This window comes from Micromonospora sp. KC207, assembly GCF_004348615.1.
Classification (GTDB): Bacteria; Actinomycetota; Actinomycetes; order Mycobacteriales; family Micromonosporaceae; genus Micromonospora.
Genome location: NZ_SMKJ01000093.1, coordinates 1 through 21,174 on the forward strand (window position 1 = coordinate 1; position 21,174 = coordinate 21,174).

18 protein-coding genes and 1 riboswitch are annotated in these 21,174 nt (G+C 68.7%); of the genes, 10 read left to right on the forward strand and 8 right to left on the reverse strand.

What is annotated here, in order from left to right; genetic code table 11:
* From E1258_RS14180 to E1258_RS14190, 3 genes are all read left to right on the forward strand, one after another.
* Positions 1 to 225 (forward strand): oligopeptide/dipeptide ABC transporter ATP-binding protein (locus tag E1258_RS14180; RefSeq protein WP_371688614.1); only part of this gene is annotated, 225 nt, incomplete at its 5' end.
* Complete coding sequence (locus E1258_RS14185; RefSeq protein ID WP_132400627.1) at positions 222 to 941, forward strand: ABC transporter ATP-binding protein; 720 nt, start codon at positions 222 to 224, stop codon at positions 939 to 941. The genes E1258_RS14180 and E1258_RS14185, both read left to right, overlap by 4 nt.
* A 414-nt stretch (positions 942 to 1,355) precedes the next feature.
* Positions 1,356 to 3,986, forward strand: coding sequence for an HAD-IC family P-type ATPase (locus tag E1258_RS14190; protein ID WP_165949767.1), 2,631 nt, complete (start codon positions 1,356 to 1,358; stop codon positions 3,984 to 3,986).
* A gap of 104 nt (positions 3,987 to 4,090) precedes the next feature.
* On the opposite strand, the gene E1258_RS14195 is transcribed toward E1258_RS14190, so the two are convergent.
* Positions 4,091 to 4,996 carry a LysR family transcriptional regulator gene (locus E1258_RS14195; RefSeq protein ID WP_132400633.1) on the reverse strand — a complete coding sequence of 302 codons (906 nt, stop codon included), beginning with the start codon at positions 4,994 to 4,996 and terminating at the stop codon, positions 4,091 to 4,093.
* Between the two features lie 71 nt (positions 4,997 to 5,067).
* On the opposite strand from E1258_RS14195, the gene E1258_RS14200 reads away from it, so the two are divergent.
* Both E1258_RS14200 and E1258_RS14205 read left to right on the forward strand, forming a co-directional pair.
* Positions 5,068 to 5,979, forward strand: coding sequence for a cyclase family protein (locus E1258_RS14200; protein ID WP_165949768.1), 912 nt, complete (start codon positions 5,068 to 5,070; stop codon positions 5,977 to 5,979).
* Between the two features lie 6 nt (positions 5,980 to 5,985).
* Positions 5,986 to 6,294, forward strand: coding sequence for a hypothetical protein (locus E1258_RS14205; protein WP_207919558.1), 309 nt, complete (start codon positions 5,986 to 5,988; stop codon positions 6,292 to 6,294).
* 103 nt (positions 6,295 to 6,397) lie between these two features.
* Here E1258_RS14205 and E1258_RS14210 read toward each other — a convergent pair whose 3' ends face one another.
* Together E1258_RS14210 and E1258_RS14215 are read right to left on the reverse strand one after the other, a co-directional pair.
* On the reverse strand, positions 6,398 to 7,870 hold the full coding sequence (locus tag E1258_RS14210) for a hypothetical protein (protein ID WP_243715442.1): 1,473 nt from the start codon (positions 7,868 to 7,870) through the stop codon (positions 6,398 to 6,400).
* On the reverse strand, positions 7,867 to 8,490 hold the full coding sequence (locus E1258_RS14215; protein ID WP_165949769.1) for a TetR/AcrR family transcriptional regulator: 624 nt from the start codon (positions 8,488 to 8,490) through the stop codon (positions 7,867 to 7,869). The genes E1258_RS14210 and E1258_RS14215 overlap by 4 nt, the downstream gene beginning before the upstream one ends.
* A gap of 255 nt (positions 8,491 to 8,745) precedes the next feature.
* On the opposite strand from E1258_RS14215, the gene E1258_RS14220 reads away from it, so the two are divergent.
* The 3 genes from E1258_RS14220 (at position 8,746) to E1258_RS14230 (ending at position 11,163) form a co-directional block, all read left to right on the forward strand.
* Complete coding sequence (locus E1258_RS14220) at positions 8,746 to 9,771, forward strand: S41 family peptidase (protein WP_132400636.1); 1,026 nt, start codon at positions 8,746 to 8,748, stop codon at positions 9,769 to 9,771.
* Positions 9,772 to 9,873: 102 nt separating this feature from the next.
* Positions 9,874 to 10,188 carry a protease inhibitor I42 family protein gene (locus tag E1258_RS14225; protein WP_132400639.1) on the forward strand — a complete coding sequence of 105 codons (315 nt, stop codon included), beginning with the start codon at positions 9,874 to 9,876 and terminating at the stop codon, positions 10,186 to 10,188.
* A 30-nt stretch (positions 10,189 to 10,218) separates the two neighbouring features.
* The gene (locus tag E1258_RS14230) at positions 10,219 to 11,163 is read left to right on the forward strand and encodes a C1 family peptidase (RefSeq protein ID WP_132400642.1); all 945 of its coding nucleotides are present in this window, start codon (positions 10,219 to 10,221) and stop codon (positions 11,161 to 11,163) included.
* Positions 11,164 to 11,205: 42 nt separating this feature from the next.
* Here E1258_RS14230 and E1258_RS14235 read toward each other — a convergent pair whose 3' ends face one another.
* The 5 genes from E1258_RS14235 to E1258_RS14255 all read right to left on the reverse strand — a co-directional run bounded on the left by E1258_RS14235 (position 11,206) and on the right by E1258_RS14255 (position 18,628).
* Positions 11,206 to 12,171, reverse strand: a complete 966-nt coding sequence (locus E1258_RS14235; RefSeq protein ID WP_243715443.1) for a phosphotransferase family protein — start codon at positions 12,169 to 12,171, stop codon at positions 11,206 to 11,208.
* A 202-nt stretch (positions 12,172 to 12,373) separates the two neighbouring features.
* Complete coding sequence (locus E1258_RS14240; protein ID WP_132400648.1) at positions 12,374 to 13,669, reverse strand: cellulose binding domain-containing protein; 1,296 nt, start codon at positions 13,667 to 13,669, stop codon at positions 12,374 to 12,376.
* Positions 13,670 to 13,791: 122 nt separating this feature from the next.
* The gene (locus E1258_RS14245) at positions 13,792 to 14,805 is read right to left on the reverse strand and encodes a LacI family DNA-binding transcriptional regulator (protein WP_132400651.1); all 1,014 of its coding nucleotides are present in this window, start codon (positions 14,803 to 14,805) and stop codon (positions 13,792 to 13,794) included.
* Positions 14,806 to 15,224: 419 nt separating this feature from the next.
* Positions 15,225 to 16,202, reverse strand: coding sequence for a ribonucleotide-diphosphate reductase subunit beta (locus E1258_RS14250; RefSeq protein ID WP_243715444.1), 978 nt, complete (start codon positions 16,200 to 16,202; stop codon positions 15,225 to 15,227).
* A gap of 53 nt (positions 16,203 to 16,255) precedes the next feature.
* The gene (locus E1258_RS14255) at positions 16,256 to 18,628 is read right to left on the reverse strand and encodes a ribonucleoside-diphosphate reductase subunit alpha (RefSeq protein ID WP_132400654.1); all 2,373 of its coding nucleotides are present in this window, start codon (positions 18,626 to 18,628) and stop codon (positions 16,256 to 16,258) included.
* A 132-nt stretch (positions 18,629 to 18,760) separates the two neighbouring features.
* Positions 18,761 to 18,980, reverse strand: a riboswitch (cobalamin riboswitch).
* A 398-nt stretch (positions 18,981 to 19,378) separates the two neighbouring features.
* On the opposite strand from E1258_RS14255, the gene E1258_RS14260 reads away from it, so the two are divergent.
* On the forward strand, positions 19,379 to 20,152 hold the full coding sequence (locus E1258_RS14260; RefSeq protein ID WP_132400657.1) for a hypothetical protein: 774 nt from the start codon (positions 19,379 to 19,381) through the stop codon (positions 20,150 to 20,152).
* A 130-nt stretch (positions 20,153 to 20,282) separates the two neighbouring features.
* A complete protein-coding gene (locus E1258_RS14265) occupies positions 20,283 to 21,089 on the forward strand; it encodes a PrsW family intramembrane metalloprotease (protein ID WP_132400660.1) in 807 nt (268 codons plus the stop codon).
* Positions 21,090 to 21,174: the final 85 nt, after the last annotated feature.

A 21,174-nucleotide genomic window follows, 5' to 3' on the forward strand; every position in this document is an offset into this window, starting at 1 on the left:
CCTGCCCACCCCTACACCGCCGGGCTGCTCGACGCGCTGCCCGACCGTGCCTTTCGACCCGTCGCGGGACACCCGCCGATGCTCACCGACCTGCCTGCGGGCTGCGCCTTCGCGCCCCGCTGCGACCGTGCCACCGACACCTGCCACACCCTGCCGGCCCTCGGCCGCGACGGTGCCGGCCGGGTCGCCTGCCACCACCCGACGAGCACCGGAGCACGCGCATGACCGCCCTCACGACGCAGACCATGGGCGGTACCGGTTCCAGCGCCGTCCCGTCCGCCGGCCTCGCAGCCCACCAGGTCAGCCTTTCCTTCGGGCGGCAGAGCGTCCTCGACCGGGTCGACCTGCGCCTCGCCCCCGGCGAGACAATCGGGCTGCGCGGGCCGTCGGGCAGCGGCAAGTCGACCCTCGCCCGCGTCCTGGGCCTGCTGCACACGCCCGACGCCGGGCACGTCACCCTCGACGGCAGACCCGTGGTCGGAGCGCGCCACCGGCTACCCGCCGCGATCCGTACCCGGGTCGCGATCCTCTTCCAGAGTCCCCGTGCCGCCACCGACCCGCGGCTCAGCCTCGCCGACATCGTCGCCGAACCGCTACGCGCCACCGGCACCGGCAAGGACGAGGCGTGGGCCCAGGCAGCGGAGCTGGCCGACCTGGTCGGCCTCACCCCGGACCTGCTCACCCGCCGCCCACACGCCGTCAGCGACGGCCAACTGCAACGCGCCTGCCTCGCCCGGGCGCTGGCGCACCGGCCCGCGTACCTGCTCTGCGACGAGGCCACTGCCATGCTCGACGCCTCCACCCAGGCGCACCTCGCCGGCGTCATCACCGACTACCAACGGCAGCACCACGCCGCCGTCCTGCTCATCACCCACGACCCGGCCCTGATGACCCGCTGGGCCACCCGCGTCGTCGACCTCCCGCCTCCGGCGGCGTCGTAGCGAGCCCTACGGATAAGAAGATCAGGGGTTCGAGCGTGGCAGGGGCCGCCCGACAACCGGAACCGTCTGCGGGCAGATCCGGGAGGGCGATCAGCGGCAGGCACACGAAGAGGTCCGCCATCACCAACCCGGGGTGAGCCCCGGCGGCTGAAACGCCCGTTTCGTGGTCAGTGGTACGGCAGCATGAACCCATGGCGCGGCGGTCACCAGGTAACGGGCAGCGCGATGCGCCTCCTGCCGGGCATGGGCCGGGACAGCCGCGCGAGCTTGTTGTGTGCGTCGCGCGGGCCAGGCGAAGCCCACAGGTGACGGAAACCCTTGCGGCAGTTGACCGCGACCTGTGCTCGATACCCGTGACAACAGCGGGCAACCGGATCGGTGGCCCGGTGTTGTGAAAGTCGGAGATTTGACCAGGTGAGCGCCTCCGCGCACGATCCGGGCAACACGTCGGCGTCCCACGTGCGGCATCAGGAGCCACGAGCGCGGAAGTGGCGCGTAAAGGCCCCGCACGGCCTTGCCGGCGTCGATGTGCTGGGCCGCCTCGACGTCGACCCGGAACGTGGCCTCGCCCCGGATGAGGTCAACCGGCGGCGGGCTGTAGCAGGGCGCAACGCGCTGGCCATGCCCACGCAGCGATCAAGCTGGCGAATTCTGCTCGATCAGGTCCGCAGCGTCGTGATCGTGCTTCTCGCCGCCGCGGTCGTGGCAGGGCTGGTCATCGGTGAGACGTTGGAGGCCGCAGCCGTCGCGGTGGTCATCATCGTCAACACCATCGTCGGTTTTGTCACCGAGTTGCGGGCCCTGCGATCGATGGAGGCGCTTCGCCACCTCACCGCGACCCGAGCCGACGTTGAGCGCCAGGACCGCCGTGAGGAGATCGACGCGGTGGAACTGGTGCCAGGCGACCTCGTATCGGTCGAGGCAGGTGACCAGGTGCCTGCCGACATTCGCGTCCTGGAGGCCGAAGACCTCACCGTCGAGGAGTCTGCCCTCACCGGCGAGAGCGAGACCGTCGTCAAGACGGTCGAGCCGGTGCCACGGGACACGCCGATCGCCGACCGCACGAACATGTTGTACAGCGGCACCACGGTCCGCGCCGGTCGCGGCCGGGGGGTCGTGGTCGCCACCGGGCCGGCGACGGAGGTCGGCCACATCGCCGACCTGGCCGCGTCGACGGACACCGGGCAGGCACCGCTGAAGGCCGGTCTGGAGCAGCTGGGCCGAATCCTGTCGCTGGTTGTCGTCGGCCTGGCCGCCGCTCTCGTCGGTCTGGGGCTGGTGCGCGGCCTCGACGTCGAGGAGGTGATCGAGGTTGCGATCGCTCTGGCCGTCGCGATCGTCCCCGAGGGTCTGCCCGCCGTGGCCACGCTCACCCTCACCGTCGGGATGCGCCGCATGGCCCGCGCACACGCCCTCGTACGCCGGCTACCCACCGTGGAGACTCTCGGCAGCACCAATGTCATCGCCGCGGACAAGACGGGCACCCTCACCGCCAACGAGATGCACGTGGTGGAGGTTGCGCTCGCCGACGGCGTCGACGAGCGGGCGCTGTGGCAGAGCGCAGTGATCTGCAACGACGCGGACATCTCCCCCGACGGCACCCCGGTCGGTGATCCCACCGAGGTCGCCCTCCTTCTCGGCGGGCAAGCAAACGGACTCGACTGGCGCACGCTCCGCGTCGAGCACACCCGCCGCGCCGAGGTCCCGTTCGACTCGTCCACCAAGCGCATGGCCGTCGTCACCGACGGCACCGTACACGCCAAAGGCGCCCCGGAGGTGCTACTCGACCCTCAGCAGCACGCCGAGCTCCTCGCTCGGGTGCACGACATGAGCAGCCGGGCACTGCGTACGCTGGCCATCGGCGCCGGCCGCGCGCCCGCTGCCAGCGGCGACGACAACCAGGTGTTCGACGCGGTCGACCCGCTCGGCGTGGTAGGCATGATCGACCCTCCCCGCCCGGCAGCTGTCGACGCGGTCAGGGCCTGCCACCGGGCCGGCATCCGGGTGGTCATGATCACGGGCGACCAACCCCGCACCGCCGCCGCCGTCGCCCGCGAGGTCGGGTTACGCGCCGACCGAGCCATCACCGGTGCGGAACTCGACCGGCTCGACGACGACGCGCTAGCCCGCGAGATCGGCGACAGCGACGTGTTCGCCCGGGTCGCGCCGGAGCAGAAGCTGCGCCTCGTACGTGCATTGCAGGCCGCCGGCGGGGTCGTCGCCGTCACCGGCGACGGCGTCAACGACGCACCCGCCCTCCGGCAAGCCGATGTCGGCATCGCCATGGGCCGCACCGGCACCGATGTCGCCCGCGAAGCCGCCGACATCGTCTTGACGACCGACGACTTCAGCACCATCGAACACGCCATCCAGGAAGGCCGGCGCATCTTCGCCAACATCCGCCGCTTCGGCCAGTTCCTGTTCTCCTGGCACCTGTCGGTGGTGCTCGTCGTCACCGTCGCACTCGCCCTCGGCCTCGACGCCCCAATCGTCGGGCTCATGATTCTCTGGAACAACCTCATCATCGACGTCATCCCCTCGTTCGCCCTGGCACTCGAACCCAGCAGTGACGAGGCCATGCGCGAACCGCCGCGGTCCAAGAGTGAACCCGTACTGGGTGCCGGCACAGTGCGCCGCATCCTCATCCACGGCACACTCGTCGCCGCCGTCGCCCTCACCGCCTACCTGCTCGCCAGCAAGGTCATGAACCTCGACCTCGACCACGCCCGCACCATGACGTTCGTCACCCTCACGTCCGCGCAGCTGCTCACGGTCTTCAACGCCCGCACCAACATTGGCTCCGGCTTCCGCGGCGCCACCAGGAACCCCTACCTGTGGGCAGCCCTCGCGCTGACCATCGCGCTCGAGTCGCTGGTCCTCGGCGTGCCCGCCATGCGGGACCTGCTCGACCTCACCACGCTCCGCGTCGGCGATTGGGCTGTCGCGCTGTCCCTCGGCGTGATTCCGGTTGTGCTCGTCCAAACCGTGCGCATCGTCCGCGCCTGGCCGACCTCCGGCTCCGTCCGAGCGCGGGAACGCAGCTAGCCTGCCTTCCCCGGCTCGACAAGCGGGGGTCTGCTCGACCGGCAGTCCGAGGATGTCCTTGACGTGGACGTAGCCGGCCAGCCGGCCTGCCGGCCGCCCATTGTTCACTGGTCGGCCTGGGTGATAATCGCCTGGGCGACCAGTTCGGTAGCGGGGCTCGGCTCGTGCCGGCCATGCCTGTGGACCATGTCGATTCGGCGGGCTCCGACGTGGGGCTCGTGGAGCGCCTCGATGGTGGTCTGTTTGTGGGTGGGTAGGGCGAGCGCGGGGACCACGGCCGCCGCGAGCCCAGCTGCGACGACGGCGAGCGTGGCGGGGAACTCCAGGCACTCGTGTACGCGGTTGAGCACGGCGTTGTGGCGGGTCGCGATCCGGTCGAGCGCCCGGTGCGACGCGGAGCCTGGCGGCCCGTCGATCCAGGGCCGGGTCAGCAGGGCTTCGATGCCGGCCACTGGAGCCCACTGCTCGGGGAAAACGATCTGGTAAGGATCGTCAAGCAGTCGTATCGCGCGCAGACCGGGCAGGTTCGTGGGCGGATCGATCGGGCTGGCCTCGACGATCAGTAGGTCGAGACCGCCGGCCTGCAGCGCGGCCAGGCCGGGCTCGCGTTCAAGTTGGCGGATACGGACCTCGACGTTCGGGTTCGTCGCGGCCACCGCAGTGGCGGCCGGCGCCACCAGGTGCCGGATCGCTGTCGGGAAGGCCCCAACGCTGACGGGCCCGGTCACCTGCCCGGTCAGCGCGGCGAGTTCCCGCTCGGCGGCGGCGAGGGTCTCGGCGAGGCGCCCGGCGTGCGCGGCGAGGAGCCGTCCGGCCGGTGTGAGGCCGGCAGCCCGTCGCCCGCCGAGCCGCGACCGGTCGAGCAGTGTCACGCCGGTCTCGGCTTCCAGACGGGCGATGTGCTGGGACACTGCCGACGGGGTCAGGTGCAGCACGGTGGCCGCCGCGAGAACCCCGCCCGCGTTGGCCACGGCACCGAGGATGGCCAGTCGCCGCGGGTCGATCTGCATTCAGAAATGCTACATACGGCATGTAGAAATTGCTGCTTCCGCTGAACACCGAGCTGGCGGAGCATGGCTACATGACCGAGTACCGCGCAGTGTTCGACGCCGAGGTGACCTTCCTCAACGGTGGCGGCTTGCAGACGCAGGGGTTCCGGCTCGACCTGCCGGCCGCCGACATCGCCGAGGACGAAATCGCCAACCGGCTCATTGGCCATCTCGGCCTGTCGATGGTCGACCAGGTGCGCATCAGCCGGCTGCGGGTGGTGCATGAGCCGCACAGGGGCTCGCGCGGCGTGCCCACGACCGCTGTGCCGGCGGCACCAGGCCGCCGCCTGGTGGAGCTCAACCACGTGATCGAGGCTGGCATGACGACGTACCCGGGCCTACCGGGACCAGAGATCGCCCCACACCTGACCCGCGAGGCTTCCCGTGCTCACTACGCGCCGGGCGTCGAGTTCGCCATCGACCGCATCAGCATGGTCGGCAACACGGGCACCTACCTCGACAGCCCCTACCACCGCTATCCGGACGGAGCCGACCTGGCCGCCCTGCCGCTGGAGGCGGTCGCAGACCTGCCCGCGGTCGTGGTGCGCCTCGTCGGCAGCGACCAGCGCGGCATCGGGCCGCAGGCGCTGGCAGCCTTCGACCTAGCCGGTGCCGCGGTGCTGTTGCACACCGGCTGGGACCGGCACTGGGGTAGCGGGGCGTACGGGGGCCCTGCCCCGTATCTCACCGAGCCGGCCGCCAAGCTGCTTGCCGACGCTGGCGCCCGGCTCGTCGGCATCGACAGCGTCAACATCGACGACACGGACAGCGGCGGGCAGCGACCGGCCCACTCGATCCTGCTCGACGCCGGTGTCCCGGTGCTCGAACACCTCACCGGGCTGGCCGACCTCCCCGTCACCGGGGCCCGCCTCCACGCGGCGCCACCGCGGGTACGCGGCTTCGGCACGTTCCCAGTTCGGGCCTACGCCATCGTGCCGCGGTAAACGGCGATGTTTGTCGCCGACGCCATCGGCTGGGCCGGCGCGGCCTGTCTTCTGCTCGCCTACGCCCGGCTGTCCAGCGGACGGCTCGCTGTGGGGACGCGGTACCACCTGCTCAATCTCGCGGGTGCCGGCGGGCTCGCAGTCAACGGCGCGTTTCACCAGGCATGGCCATCGACCGCGCTCAACATCATCTGGCTGGGCATCGGCCTCACCGCACTGCGTGGTGTGACGGGCGCCAAGGTCCGGACCCCAGCGCCGCATCCTCCCGCGGCGGTCACCGATCAAGACGCGCGATCCGGGACCGCCGTCGGATAGGCGTCGCCCCTCCGCCGAGGCGACTCCGGCAGCCGACCGCCCGTGATGCGGCATGCGGTACGACCGGAGCGCGGGCAGCCTCCGGTCGTACCGCACAGTCGGGTCAGTAGGAGACGACGGCGGTGGCGTGGGCGTCGAGCGCGTTTTCCTCGCCGACGGTTGTTGGGGATCCGGCGACCGTGCTGACGCCGATCTGCTCCAGCATCGCCCGGCCGAGGTCTTGCGGAAGGACGACGGTGACCGGGGTGGCCGTCTTGTTGACGAGGAGGAGCTTTCGCTGACCGTCGGCGGTCAGGAAGGCTTGAGCGTGGATGCGCGGGTCTGGGAAGCCGGGTGCGCCCGTGGTCGTGGCCATCAGCGCGTCGCCGGGTCTGAAGTGTCGCAGCAGCAGGGCGAGCGCGTGGTAGCGGGCGTTGGGCGCGCCGGTGTCCCAGTCGATGAGGCTGGTGCCGGGAATCATGCCGGGGTAGTCCACGAACTCGGCGATGCCGACCAGGTCGATGCCGAGTTCCACAAGCCTCGACCACAGATATGACTGGACGGAGGCGCTCAGTGCCCAGTATTCGTCCGGGATGTTCGGCTTCGGGTTCATCACGTCGGGCGGGTAGGTGCCCAGCTCGTTGACGAACGTCGCGGTGTCGGGCGCGAGACGGCGACGGATGGAGTCGATGAAACGCACCTGGTCGACGAACGCGTCGGCTTGGGCGAAGAAGATGTCCCGCCAGTGCGCGTAGGGGGCGTTGCCCAACTCGCTGAACGGGTTGGCGATCTCGGGTGAGGCGTAGAAGTGGTACGAGAACGCATCGAGCCGGACACCGTCGGCGTGGTTGGCCGGGTCGAGGAAGTTCCAGAAGTACTCCGGCTGGTGGTGGACATGGCTGAGCGACAGGCCGACGAACTTCATGTCCGGGTCCAGCGGTGCCAGCCGCGTCACGATCGCGTCGTAGAGCCGGGTGTAGGCCTCCGGGGCGAGGCGGTGACCGATGTCGGGTTCGCAGAGCACCTCCCAGTAGGCGAAGCGGTAGTGGTGGCCGGACTCGTGCCAGCGGCCCAGCTCGTCGGTGAACCCACCGGCGATGTACCAGCTGGCCACCCTGTAGAAGTAGTCGGCGACCTCGGCGCAGGTGGGATCGCGCAGCTCGGTGCCCCGCTCGTAGTCCCACAGGATCTCGTCCGGGTCGTCGGGCACCGTCACCGGCTCCGGGGTGACGAACATCCAGGTCGGGATCGTTGCGAAGTTGGCCACGATGGGTCGGCCGCCGGCGGCGTTGACGAAGTCGTCGACGAAGGGGTCGAGCAGCTCGAAGTTCCACGACGTCTCTGCGGTGGTCGGTGGAGTCAGCGCGGGCACCGCGATCCGAGGGTGGGAGAACCAGGGCAGGAAGCGGGCGAGGTCGACGCGCAGCTCGCGTAGGGCGTCGAAGGCCTTGTCGTGAATCGGGGAACCTCGCCGTAGCGGGGGTGCCGTCCACAGGTGGGTGGTCAGCGTGGTGCGGGAGGTGCCGATCGCCGTGTTCCAGTCCACCTGTACGACGGCGGGCGGGATCGCGGGCATGTCGGGCCGCGTCGTGGTCATGTCGAGTTACCTTCATCGGGTACGGGTGGGAAACCGAGGGCGGGCAGGATCGCCTGGTCGACGATCGCCGCACGGACCTCGGCGCCGGGTAGTTGCCCGGTGTCGATCTGGTGTTTGATCACCAGGGCCTCGCCGATGTCGACGACGATCGGCGTAACCAGCCGGGCGTCGATCTCGCCGCGTTCGGCGTAGTGCTCGATGACGGTGCGGGTGAACCGGCCGCCGTGGGTGTCGAAGACCCGGGTGTAGAGGGCCTCGACGAGATCCGGCCGGCGCTGCCGCTCGCTGAGGATCGCCGCGACGGCCGGCGCGGTGGGCGCGCCGAGCCAGCCGACCAACTGCTCCAGCGAGCGCAGCAGGTCCGAGCGCAGGTTGCCGCCACCGGGTGTGGCCACCTCGACGGGATGGGCATGGCTGAGCGCATCGAGCAGCAGCTCCTCCACCGACGGCCAGTGCCGGTAGATCGAGGTCTTCGCGACCCCGGCGCGTCGGGCCACGCCCTCGACGGCCAGCCGGCCAAAGCCGGTCTCCGCCACCTCGGCAAGCACTGCCGCCCGGCAGGCGTCAGCTACCTCGGCCAGGGAGCGCCGGCTTCTCCCATGCGCAGCATCAGCAGCCATGACGACCAGGATAGATACGGAACTGTAGCTACGCAAGCGTAGCCGCACAACTCATTGCTCCCAGGAATCCTTGTCCGGAACGGCTGGTAGTGGTCAATCGGTCCCGACCGCGCAGTTGCCATCGAGGGACGCGGCGGGGCGCAGCCGCAACACCGATGATCGGCCGGGTGATCCAGGCAAACCGCACTCACCCGCCGTAGCCGCGAGCGCCAGCTCACGCAAATTCGGCGGTCATGAGGCTGCTTGCGGCCTAGGATGCCCGCCGTGCTCACAAACGAACAGATAGTCGGACAGGCCCTCGATCGGATCGAGGCAGGGTACGTCTTTCCCGAGAAGGCCGTGGACATCGACGCCGCGATCCGGCGCCGTCTCGCGGCAGGCGAGTACGACGACCTGGACGGGCCGGTGCTCTGCGAGACGGTGACCGCTGACCTGCAGAAGGTGTGCCCGGACAAGCATCTGCGGCTGCTGTGGGTGGACCAGCCGCAGTCGCTGGATCCGGCGGACGAGGACGAGGGGCGGGCCGCGTTCCTCGCGCTGCTCCGGGCGGAGAACCAGGGGGTCCGCCGCGTCGAGCACTTGGGCGGGAACATCGGGCTCGTCGACGTCCGGCGCATCGCGTACGCCGACGAAGGCGCCAGCGCGATCGGCGCGGCCATGCAGTTGGTCGCCCACAGTTCCGCGCTGATTCTGGACCTGCGTGCATGCCTCGGCGGGGCACCGGAAGGGGCCGCGATGTGGTGCAGCTACTTCTTCCGCGACGACCAGGTGCACCTCAACGACATCCACGAGCGGTCCACCGGCGCCACACGCCAGTTCTGGACGACCGCGCACCTTCCCGCGCCGCGCTACACGGACCGCCCGGTCTATGTGCTCACCAGCGCGATCACGTTCTCCGGGGGCGAGGACGTGGCGTACACCCTTCAGGCGCACGGCCGGGCCGTCGTCGTCGGTGAGACGACACGTGGCGGTGCGCATCCGACGGCCCGCCACGCGGTCACCGAACACATCCTCGTGACCGTGCCGACCGCCCGGACCATCAACAGCGTCACCGGCACCAACTGGGAAGGCGTCGGAGTGGTCCCCGATGTGCCCGTCCCGGCCGACCAGGCACTCGACACGGCACTCAAGGCCGCACAGGTGACTTCGACGCCTACTGGACCCTCCGCCCGCAACAAGAACACCAAGGCATCCATCAAAAGCGATAACAGCACAACCACGGGCACTGCACCCTCGCCGGGTGACCGGCACTCACTCGAGGAGAGCCGCGCCCCAGTCTGACTGTCTCGGCCCGACGAGGGCGAGAGCCTGGTAACTTCCAGTTCGGGAAGTGTTGCAACGTGCAACACGGGGAAAGAATTATGTCGACGAAGCTGCGCACCAATGGCTGACTATGTCATCGAGCACGCCGCCGCAGAAGTCGAGCTAGAAACCAGGCCCGGCGAAACCGTGCTCGTCGTTCTGGAAGAGAATGCCGGCACGGGTTTCAGGTGGGCCGTCGCGGTAGCCGAGGGCCCGGTGGAGACTGTCGGCTCGGAGTACTCTCCGAGCGCGCCGGGCAGGCCGGGCGCCGGAGGGGGCCGCGAAATTTGCCTGCGCACAACACGCTCGGGAGCCGCTCATGTTCGGCTCGAACTGGCACGCAGTTGGAGCGGTGAGATCGCCGACACCATGCAGATCACTCTGCGGGTCAGTTGACGCGCCAGTACCTATGGAGAGTGAGGAACAATGCCCGCCGACAACGAGTTCCTTGAACAACTACAAGCCCGTCTCGCCGCCGATCCGACAGCGAACTGGACTGCCGAAGAGACATCAGTGTCGCGGCTGTCCAACGAGGAATTCAGGGCACGTCTAGGGTATGTCCCCGGGCCCGATGAATTGTCCCTCGAAGAAAGGGTGCGACGCTCGGAGGAGCATCGGGACGTAGTCCGAGCAGCTGCCGCTGAGGCTCCGCCCGAATGGAACTGGACCAACATGAACGGTTACGCTCGTTCATTCATCAACCCGATCAGGGATCAGGGGACCTGCGGCTCCTGCGTCGCGTTCGGGGTCACGGCGACGATAGAAGCGGCAGCTCGAATCGCGGAGAACATCGCTTACACCGATCCTAACGGGAACGTCCTTCCCGAACTGTCTCCGGCGCACCTGTTCTACTGCGGAGGATCCTATGGGTGCCTCAATGGCTGGTACCCCTCTGCGGCGTTCCAATATGCGGAGCGCGTTGGTGTCGTGCCCGAGTCGTGCTTCCCCTACACTCCAGGTGATCAGCCCTGCAATCTCTGCGATGACTGGCAGGAAAAGCGCACCGTTATCAGCGGCTACTCCTGGACTAGGGATCCTTCAATGATGAAGGCTTGGCTGACAACCGCCCCACTCGCCACATGCTTCACCGTCTACGAAGACTTTCGTCACTATAATGGTGGTGTCTACCAGCACAAGTGGGGCGGTCTGGACGGTGGTCACTGTGTCTGCGTCGTCGGCTACAACGACTACGAGCAAGCCTGGCTATGCAAGAACCAATGGAACACCGGTTGGGGTCAGGTGCCCAGGTTCGATAATGAGGAAGTTCAGCCGGATCTTGAAAGAGGTTACTTCAAAATCGCTTACGGCGAATGCGGCATCGACGCGATGATGTGGAAGGTCGATGGGTTCAACAGCATCTATACTCAATAGTGGAGCATGTTCCTGGTGCGGGCCGTCGAGATCCCTGCACCACTACAGGTCGCGCAGTGCGGTGGCCCAGTTGGCGAGCATGTCCTGGCAGAAGGCGAGGTGCTCGGGGCCGTAGCCGCGTGGACCGCATTCGATGACCAGGATCAAGCCGAGGTACAGGCGGTACAGCGCGAGTCGGCGGATCAGTGACTCGTCGAAGTCGAGCCGCCCGCCCGCCTCGCGGTATCCGGCGACGAGCTCGCTGTGGGCGTCGATCGGGCCGCAGAACTCCAGGGATACGAGTTCGGCTGCCGCGTCTCCCCAGAACGCACGCTCGTGGTCGATCAGGCCGGTGATACGGGGCTCGCCATCGCCGGTGACGAAGATGTTGCCGGGCCAGAGATCAAAGTGGACGAGTGTGGGGGTGTCGACGTCGTCCAGCGCATCGGCGTGCGCGTCGACCAACGCCAGCACCTCGTCCGGGGTCATGCCGAGCGGGCAGCGCCAGTGCTGCGCGTCGACGAGAACGGCGGCCACCATCGCGGTGAACGCTTCGCGCCACGTGCCCCTGGTAAGCGCGGATTCGGGCGCCGGGTATCCGAACTGCTCGTCCGGCGCGACTATGGTGTGGAGGCGAGCGGTGATGCGGCCGAGTTCGCGTAGCAACACCGGCGTGGCCTCGGCCGGCAGTTGGTCGCGTGCCTTGTCCCACGGCGCGCCGCTGAGCGCCGACAGCACGAGGAACTCCTCATCGGCGTGGAGCAGCTCGGGCAGCGGGATGTCGGGGACCGCGGACGCCAGCCGATACACGAGCGCCTCGGTGGCCAGGATCCCCCGTTCGTACCGCAGCACCGGCGTTTGCCGAGGTGGTGCGAGCTTGACGACGGCGCCGCGTCCGTCGTCGAGGCGGATCCGGTACGCCGTGTTGAACCAGCCGTCACACAGTTCGGCCTCGACGTGGCATCCCACGCCCATCGCCGCGCGCAGCATCGTGTCGAGCGCATCGGGGCTCAGCCGCCGCTTGGTCATACTCTGCACCGGGGCAGCGTAGCGGGCCGATCCTGGGCTCATGGATCATCCGTTGAGGCCGGTGCTCATGGCCCATGGTTCTGGCCGGTGCTGAACCTAGATCCGTGGACGAGGTCCGGTCCACTGTGGCAAAGGCGGTGTGGAAGTGTGACGAGAGTGCCTCCTGAGCTGGGGTTGGTCGGGCTTGTCTGGAACACGAATCTCACCGGCTGCTTGTGCAGGTCGCGGTGGTCGGGATCGCGGTGTCGCCGTTGGGCCGGCTGACCTGCATTCCCCATGAGGTGACGGCTCCGGGCGCGATCGCGGCGTTCTGGCCGGTGATCCCGCGGGCGGTCACGGTCTGGCCCGATACCGTGACTGCGGCGTTCCAGTAGCCGGTCACGGTGTGTCCGGGTGGCAGGGTAATGGTGACGGTCCAGCTGTTGAGCGTGGTCCTGTCGGTGTTGGTGACGGTGTTGGGCTGCAGGATGTAGCCGGTGTTCCAGCCGGTCTGCAGGGTCGCCGTGGCCTGGCAACCGCCCGCACCGCCGGGGGTGGTGACGGTGACCGCGGCGGAGAACGGGGAGGTGTTGCCGGCGTGGTCGCGGGCCCGGACCTGGTAGCGGTAGGTGGTGGCTGGAGCCAGGCCGGTGTCGGTGAACGTCGTGGTGGTCGACGTGCCGACCGGGGCGTAGGTCCCGCCGGCCGGGCCGGACGCCCGGTAGATCTCGTACCTGGTGACGGCGAAGTTGTCGGTGGACGGGGCCCAGATCAGGGTGGTCTGTGTCGTGGTCGTGCCGGACGCGGTGGGGGTGCCTGGCGTGGTGGGCGGCTGGGTCTCGTTCGGGCAGGCCGGGACGACTACGTTGATCGGCGAGGTGAACGGTGACCTGTTGCCGGCCGCGTCGCGGGCCCGCACCTGGAAGCGGAAGATGCCCGGGCCGTTTGCGATGAACGATGTCGTCGTCACGGTGGCGACGTGCGCGAACGCTCCGCCGCTGGTGCCAGGCGCGCTCCAGACCTCGTATCCGGTGACACCTACGTTGTCCGTGGACGCGGTCCAGCCCAGCAGGGCCGCACCGCAGGTGACGATCGCGGTCGGGTTGCCGGGGGTGGATGGCGGCTCGGTGTCCGGCGCTGGGCACGGTGGCGGCACCGGGATGACCGGCGGGGTGAACGGCGAGGTGTTGCCGGCGGCGTCACGGGCCCGCACCTGATAACGCAGACCGGCTATACGGGGTTCGACGAACGTGGTCGTGGTGGTGGTGCCGGCTAACGCGAACGCGCCGCTGCTCACTTCCCGGAACACCTCGTAGCCGGTGACGCCGACGTTGTCGGTGGCGGCGCTCCAGTTGAAGGTCACCACCCCGGCACACGTCGCCGACCAGGTGAGGTCGGTGGGTGCCGTTGGCGGGGTGGTGTCAGACGTGGCGGCCTGAGCGCTTGGCACCACGACCGCGACAGTCAGCGCCGCGAGCGTGGCAACCACAGCGAACGTGATGGATCTGAGGAGGAACATGGACGGCCTCCCGGGAACGGGTCCAGGAACTTCGATGGAAGCGCTCCCACGTTCCGCCCGCCGGACCGAATTGTCAAGACGCGCCGCAGCCAGGCGGCCGTCAGACAGCTCGGGCGACCAGGTCAGGTCGTGCCACGTACCACCAGATGAGGGCTGAGCAGCGCCGGTGGTGGCAGCTCGCCGGTCAGGAGCTGGTCTACCTGGTGTACGGCGAGTTCGCCGAGCCGCCGCTTGTCGAGGTGAATCGTGGTGAGTGGCGGATCGATCAGTTCCCCGATGCTCAAACCGTCGAAACCGACCAGCGCGCACTCCGCCGGCACGGTGACGCCGAGCCGGCGGGCCGCCTGGAACGCGCCGATCGCGACCAGGTCGTTGAAGGCGAGCACGGCGGTCACATCGGGGTGTGCGGTGCGTAGCATTTCGAATGCGTCGCCGCCGCCGGCTATCGACTGCTCACCGAGGACGATCCGTCCCTCGTCGACCGGCAGCCGGTGGGCGTGGGCGACGTCGAGGAACGTCTGGCGCCGTACCATCGGGTCGCAGGTGGAGACACAGTCGATCATGCCAATGCGCCGGTGCCCCCGCTCGATCAGGTGCTCCAGACCCGCCCGGACACCCGCCTCGGTATCCACCTGCACCAGTGCGTGCGCCGCCGAGCCCACTCCCCGGTCGACGATGACCAGCGGCACGCCCGCGACGTACGGCTCCAGTTCCTCGTCGGTGTGGCTGAGGTAGCCGACGAGCGCGTCGACCTGCTGGCCGAGTGACTTCAGCAGCGTCAACTCGCGAAGGTGGTCGTTCTCCGTGCTGGCGACGACGACCTGCCAGTCCCGGCCACCCGCCGCTTCGATCACTCCGGCGATGAACTCCGGGAAGAACGGGTTGACCACGTCCGAGACGATCAGGCCGATGGTCACCACGTCGGGCCGGACGAGCCCGCGGCCGAACCGGCTGGGGCGGTAGCGCAGCTCCCGCGCGACGTCGAGCACCCGGCGCTGGGTTTCCGGGTCGATCTCCCCCTTGCCGTTGATCGCCCGCGAGACGGTCTGGTGCGAGACGCCGGCTACCCGGGCGACGTCCCTGAGCGTGACCCGTCTGCCGGCCTGCGCCCCTACCGTGCCGTTCTTCTCCACCACACCCCCTACTCAACCATGACCGCTCCCGTTCCGGCTTTTCCGGTTGACGACGAGCAGGCCGATGCGGGAAGCTCCCGTTACCGGTCACGTTACCGGTCACGGGGCAGCTAGTGCCACCGCCCCCGGCCCGCCTCAACCATGTCTGGAGACGATGTCGTGGCATCCGCGAGACGTACGGGTCCAGCCGAGACCCACCTGTTGTTCCGTGCGCTGTTCGACGACTGGCAGGCCCGGGCTGACGTCTGGTCCGCAATGCCGGACGCCCCGGTCATACCGGACAATCCCCGGCGACGCCGACCCTTCTGGTGCTGGCTGCGGGCCCGGCAACAGGGGTCGAAGGTCATGGACCCTCGACCGGGCCAGAGGGCGGGGCTCTCATGCGACCCCCGCCCCCGGTGACGGTCCGGCCACCCGCACCGTCAGAAGTCGTCGTCGAAGGTGACGCTTCCGGTGACCCCGACCTGGTACGCCGACACGCGCCGCTCGAAGAAGTTCGACAGCTCCTGCACGTCCTGGAGTTCCATGAACGCGAAGGGGTTCGCCGAGCCGTAGAGCGGTGCGATGCCGAGTTGGGCGAGCCGGCGGTCGGCGACGTGTTGCAGGTACTGGCGCATGTCGTCCAGGGAGAGTCCGGAGACGCCCTGTTCGAGAAGGTCCTCGGCGAACTGGGTCTCGCACTCGACCGCCTCGGCGAGCATCTCGCGTACCTGCCGGGCCAACTCGTCGTCGAACAGGTCCGGTTCCTCGTGCCGTACGGTGTCCACGACGTCGAAGGCGAACGCCATGTGCATGGACTCGTCGCGGAACACCCAGTTGGTGCCGGAGGCCAGGCCGTTGAGCAGGCCCCGGGAGCGCAGGAAGTAGACGTAGGCGAAGGCGCCGTAGAAGAACAGGCCCTCGATACACGCGGCGAAGCAGATCAGGTTGAGCAGGAACGCTCGGCGGTCCTCGCGGGTCTTCAGCTCGCGCAGCTCGAAGATGGAGTCGATCCAACGGAAGCAGAACTCGGCCTTGCGCCGGATGGACGGGATGTTCTCGATAGCGGCGAACGCTGCGAAACGTTCCCGCTCGTCGGGCACGTAGGTGTCGAGCAGGTTCAGGTAGAACTGCACGTGCACGGCTTCCTCGAAGAGTTGCCGGGAGAGGTAGAGCCGACCCTCGGGGGAGTTGACGTGCTGGTAGAGGTTGAGCACCAAATTGTTGGCGACGATGGTGTCACCGGTGGCGAAGAACGCCACCAGCCGGGACACCAGGTGCCGCTCAGCGGGGGAGAGCCGTGCCAGGTCGGCGAGGTCGGAGTGCAGATCGACCTCCTCCACCGTCCAGGTGTTCTTGATCGCGTCCTTGAACCGGTCGAAGAAGTGCGGGTAGCGCATCGGCCGCAGGGTCAGGTCCATGCCGGGGTCGAGCAGCGTGTGCCGGGTGTCGACAGGGGGTTCGGATGTGGTGGTCACTGGCAGGCCTCGCAGCTCTCGGGGTTCTCCAGGGAGCAGGCCAGCGCCTCGGTGTCGCTGACGGCGACGACCGGCTTGACGGCGACGGTGGCCTGCTGGATACGCGTCGCGGGACGCGAACGCAGGTAGTAGGTGGTCTTCAGCCCTGACTTCCAGGCGTACAGGTACATCGACGACAGCTTGCCGATGGTGGGCGCGCCCAGGAACAGGTTCAGCGACTGCGACTGGTCGATGTAGGGTGCGCGGGCGGCGGCGAGGTCGATCAACGTCCGCTGGGGGAGTTCCCAGGCGGTGCGGAACAGCTCGCGTACGTCGGCGGGCAGGTCGTCGATGCCCTGCACCGATCCCTCGGCGCGCTTGATCTGGTCCCGAATCTGCGGCGTCCACAGCCCGTGCGCCTTCAGCTCGCGGACCAGGTACGTGTTGATCTGGAGAAACTCGCCGGACATGGTCTCGCGTTTGAACAGGTTGGACACCTGCGGCTCGATGCACTCGTAGCAGCCGGCGATCGAGGCGATCGTGGCGGTCGGGGCGATCGCGACCAGCAGCGAGTTGCGCAGGCCGTGCGCGGCGATCGTCGCGCGCAGCGCGGCCCACCGCTCGGTCTGGGTGGGTTCGACACCCCACAGGTCGGGGTGCAGCTCGCCGCGGGCGGCGCGGGTCTCGGCGTACGTCGGATGCGGACCGAACCGCTCGGAAAGTCCGGCCGACGTCTCCAGGGCGGTCAGGAAGATCTCCTCCTGCACCCGGGTGGACAGCTCCCGGGCAGCGGCCGAGTCGAAGGGCAGGCGCAGGGTGAAGAACGCGTCCTGCAGGCCCATCAGGCCGAGCCCGACCGGCCGCCAGCGCGGGTTCGACGCCGCCGCCTGCGTAGCCGGGTAGTAGTTGATGTCGATCACCCGGTCCAGGAACACCACCGCGGTGCGTACGGTGGACCGCAGCTTGACCCAGTCGACCCCGTCGACGGTGACGTGGGCGCCGAGGTTGATCGACCCGAGGTTGCACACGGCGGTCTCGGTGTCGCTGTTCACCTCGAGGATCTCGGTACACAGGTTCGACAGGTGGATCGTGTTGCCCGGCACGCCGGTCTGGTTGGACAACCGGTTCGACGGGTCCTTGAACGTCATCCACCCGTTGCCGGTCTGCGCGAGGGTGCGCATCATCCGCCCGTACAGGTCCCGGGCCTTGACCGTCCGGATCGCCTTCTTCTCGGCGATCCGGTAGGCGGCGTCGAACTCCTCGCCGTACAGGTCGGGCAGCTCCGGCGCGTCGGACGGATCGATCAGCGACCAGTCGCCGTCCGCCTCCACCCGGCGCATGAACTCGTCCGGGATCCAGTTGGCCAGGTTCAGGTTGTGCGTACGCCGGGATTCTTCGCCGGTGTTGTCCCGCAGCTCCAGGAACTCCTCGATGTCCGGGTGCCATGGCTCCAGGTAGACGCACGCCGCCCCCTTGCGCCGGCCGCCCTGGTTGACCGCCGCCACGCCGGCGTCGAGGGTCTTGAGGAACGGCACGATGCCGTTCGACCTGCCGTTCGTGCCGCGGATCAGCGCGCCCCGGCCGCGTACTCGCGACCAGGCGATGCCGATGCCACCGGAGAACTTCGACAACTTCGCGACCTGGTGGTACCGCTCGTAGATCGAGTCGAGCTCGTCCCGTGGCGAGTCGACCAGGAAGCACGACGACATCTGCGTGTGCCGGGTGCCCGAGTTGAACAACGTCGGCGAGCTGGGCAGGTACGCCAGCGACGACATCAGCCGGTAGAAACCGATCGCCTCCACCGGCGTCTCGGACAACCCGCAGGCCACCCGCAGCAGCCAGTACTGCGGCGTCTCCACCACAAGCCGCGACTCAGGTTGGCGCAGCAGGTACCGGTCCGCGACGGTGCGCAGCCCGAAGTACTCGAACCGAAGGTCACCGGCCGGGTCCACGGCGTCGTCGAGCTTGCGGGCGTTGCGGGCCACGAACGCGGCGGTGTCGTCGCCGATCAGGCCCAGTCCGTGGGCGTACCGGACGGACTGGCTGAAGCTCGCCACCTGCTGCCCGCGGACCTCCTTGTCCACGTACGCGGCCAGCAACCGCGCCGCCAGCTTCGAGTACTGCGGCTCCTCGCTGATCAGCTCCGCCGCCGTCTGGATCGACAACTTGTCCAACTCGGCGGTGGTTGCCCCGTCGTAGAGACCACTGATCGTCTTCGTGGCCACCCGCAGCGGGTCCACCTCGTCCAGGTCGGCGACCCACCGCTCGACCGCTTTGACAATCTTGTTGACGTCCACCGGCTCGGCGTCGCCGTTGCGTTTGCGGACCTGCATCACCTGCCGACGCTGCTCCGGCTGATGGGCCGCCGTCTGCTCCTGCCTCGCCGTCATGTCCACTCCTCACGCCTGTCGACGAGGTCGACGAACGCGCAGGAGGACGCCACTGGTCGCCGAACGGCGTGCCAGCCGTCACCGGCTGGCTGATGGCGTCGGCCGTCCCGCGCGGCCTCCGACCGCCGCACGCGGTGCATGCGGCGCGCTGGCAGGTCTTCGGACTCGCGGGCCTGACCGGGGTCGCCGGTCGCCTACTGGCCGTCGCTTCCCGGGCCCGATCGGCCCAGTGCTTGATGACGGCGGTCGTTCCCACTGACCGCTGCGGGGCAGTCCCGGACTCACACCGGGTTCCCTCTTGCCTCGGCCACCTACCTGCTGGAGCGGCCGAACCAGCTGCGGGAGAGACCATATATGGCGCGACCCGAGGGTTGGCAACACTAGATGTCGCGTCGGGGTGTCGGCTTCGTCTCACTGATGAAGGTCCTTTCAGGGGGAGCCGACCGCCTTTCAGGGCACCGGAGGGCCGGCGGGTCGGCCCGGGCCGGAACCATGCTGATGATCGTTGATGTTGCCGGGACGGGTGGGGGCGTGTTGGAATGGCCTACATCGCCGCAGCACGGGGGCAACCGCGCTGAGAACGGGGAGCACGGGAGCATCGCAGTGCCGGCAACGCGCCGCTTCGGGCAGACGCGCGCCGCATCGCCGGGGCCGTCTCCACGACGACGGGCAGGTGTCCCGCCGTACGTGTCCCTCGCCACGAATTCCCGCGACAAACGAGACGTTCGACCAACGTCATGGAGGATGGCCATGCGCAGTTTCCTCGCGGTGTTCACCGCCGCCCTGATCCTCGGCACCACGGCCGGCAGCGTCCCGGCCGGTGCGTCGGGTGCCTCCCAGCGCTCGTGCACCAATGGCCTGCTCTTCTGCGAAGACTTCGAGCGGCTGCCTCTTGGGGGTCCCAGCACGTTGGACTGGGGCGTCGACACGCGCAACGGCACGCTCACCGTCGAGCGCGCCCGCCACGGCAACCAGGTGCTGCACGTCCACACGGTCGACAATGGACGCGCCTTCCTGCGTGTCGACGACTTCGCCGCGCCGGGCAACCTCTTCTACGGCCGGATGCGTCTGCGCGTCGACGCCTTTCCCACCGCCCCCGACTGGGCGCACTTCACGCTGGTGGAGGCGACCGGCACGGGCAGTTCGGAGGTCGTCCGTCCGGTCGGCGGCCAGTACGCGCCCACGGTCCCCGGGACCTTCTGGGGTGTGGGTGCCGACGGTGGCCCGACCGGCGACTGGACCAACTGGCGGGAGTCCGCCCCGGTCACCGAGGACACCTGGCAGTGCTTCGAGTGGAAACTCGACCCGGCGGACAACCGCGTCGCGGTGTGGATCGACGGCGTGGCGAACCCGGAACTGACCGCCTCCACGACCGAACACGGCGGTAACGACGTTCCCTTCATCCTGCCGGCAGTCAACACGGTGAAGATCGGCTGGCAGCTCTACCAGGGCGGCACCACGCCGGGCGAGTTCGACCTCTGGATCGACGACATCGCTCTTTCCACCAAGCGGCTCGGCTGCTGACGTCGATCGTCACGTTTCATCGTGTGCCCCCACCAGGCACGTACCCGGCCCGGCGACCTGCCAGCAGTTGCCCACCACCCGACCGGCGGCGGACGGAGGACCTCGGCCCTGACCTTGGAATAATCTCGACATGGCCAAGTTCGGACGCCGATGGGCGTGGGTAGCTGTCCTCGTACTCGGCGTTGCCCTGTACATGCTGGTGTTGGCGACGCTGATCGACACCCGGAACATCAACTTCATCCCGGCGCTCATCATGCTCGGCTCCTCTATCGCCCCCGCGACGTTCCTGACGTTCGCGCAGGGTCGCTCGGGCGACTGGCAGGTGCCCGGGTCGGTGATCGGAGCGGCGGCGTTCTTCGGCGGCATCATCGGAGTGGTCGCCGCCGGTTGGCTCGAGTACGACACCCTGCGCAACCTGGGCGCCCTGCCGATGCTGTTCGTCGGGCTGATCGAGGAGACCGCCAAGTTGGTCGTCCCCGTGTTGATTCTGCTGCTCTGGTGGCGGCACCGCTCGGCCAGCAACGGCCTGGTCGTCGGAGTCGCCAGCGGCGCCGGGTTCGCCGCCCTGGAAACCATGGGCTACGCCTTCACCGCCCTTGTCCGATCGCAGGGCAACCTCGGCGATGTCGAGCAGACGCTGCTCGTACGGGGGCTGACCGCCCCCGCCGCCCATTTGTCCTGGACCGGGCTGACCGCCGGAGCGCTATTCGCGCTCGCCGCCGCTCCAAGCGTGCGTCGAGTCATCCTGTTCGTGTTGACGTTCATCGCCGCGGTGGCGCTGCATGCCTGCTGGGACACCTTCGGAGGCCAGCTCGCGTACGTGATCCTCGGCCTCATCTCGCTGGGCTGGATTCTGCTGCAGATGCACCTGTATCGACGGGCCGAGTCCAGGGCGCGGCCTTTCTTGGCCGATCCCGTCTTGGCCGATCCCGCCTGACGAGACGGGCCTGTGCGCCCCTTCGACACCGAGATCTGGTACGGCGAACGGCCGTGCTCGGGTCGAACGGGTCCGAAGCGAAGGC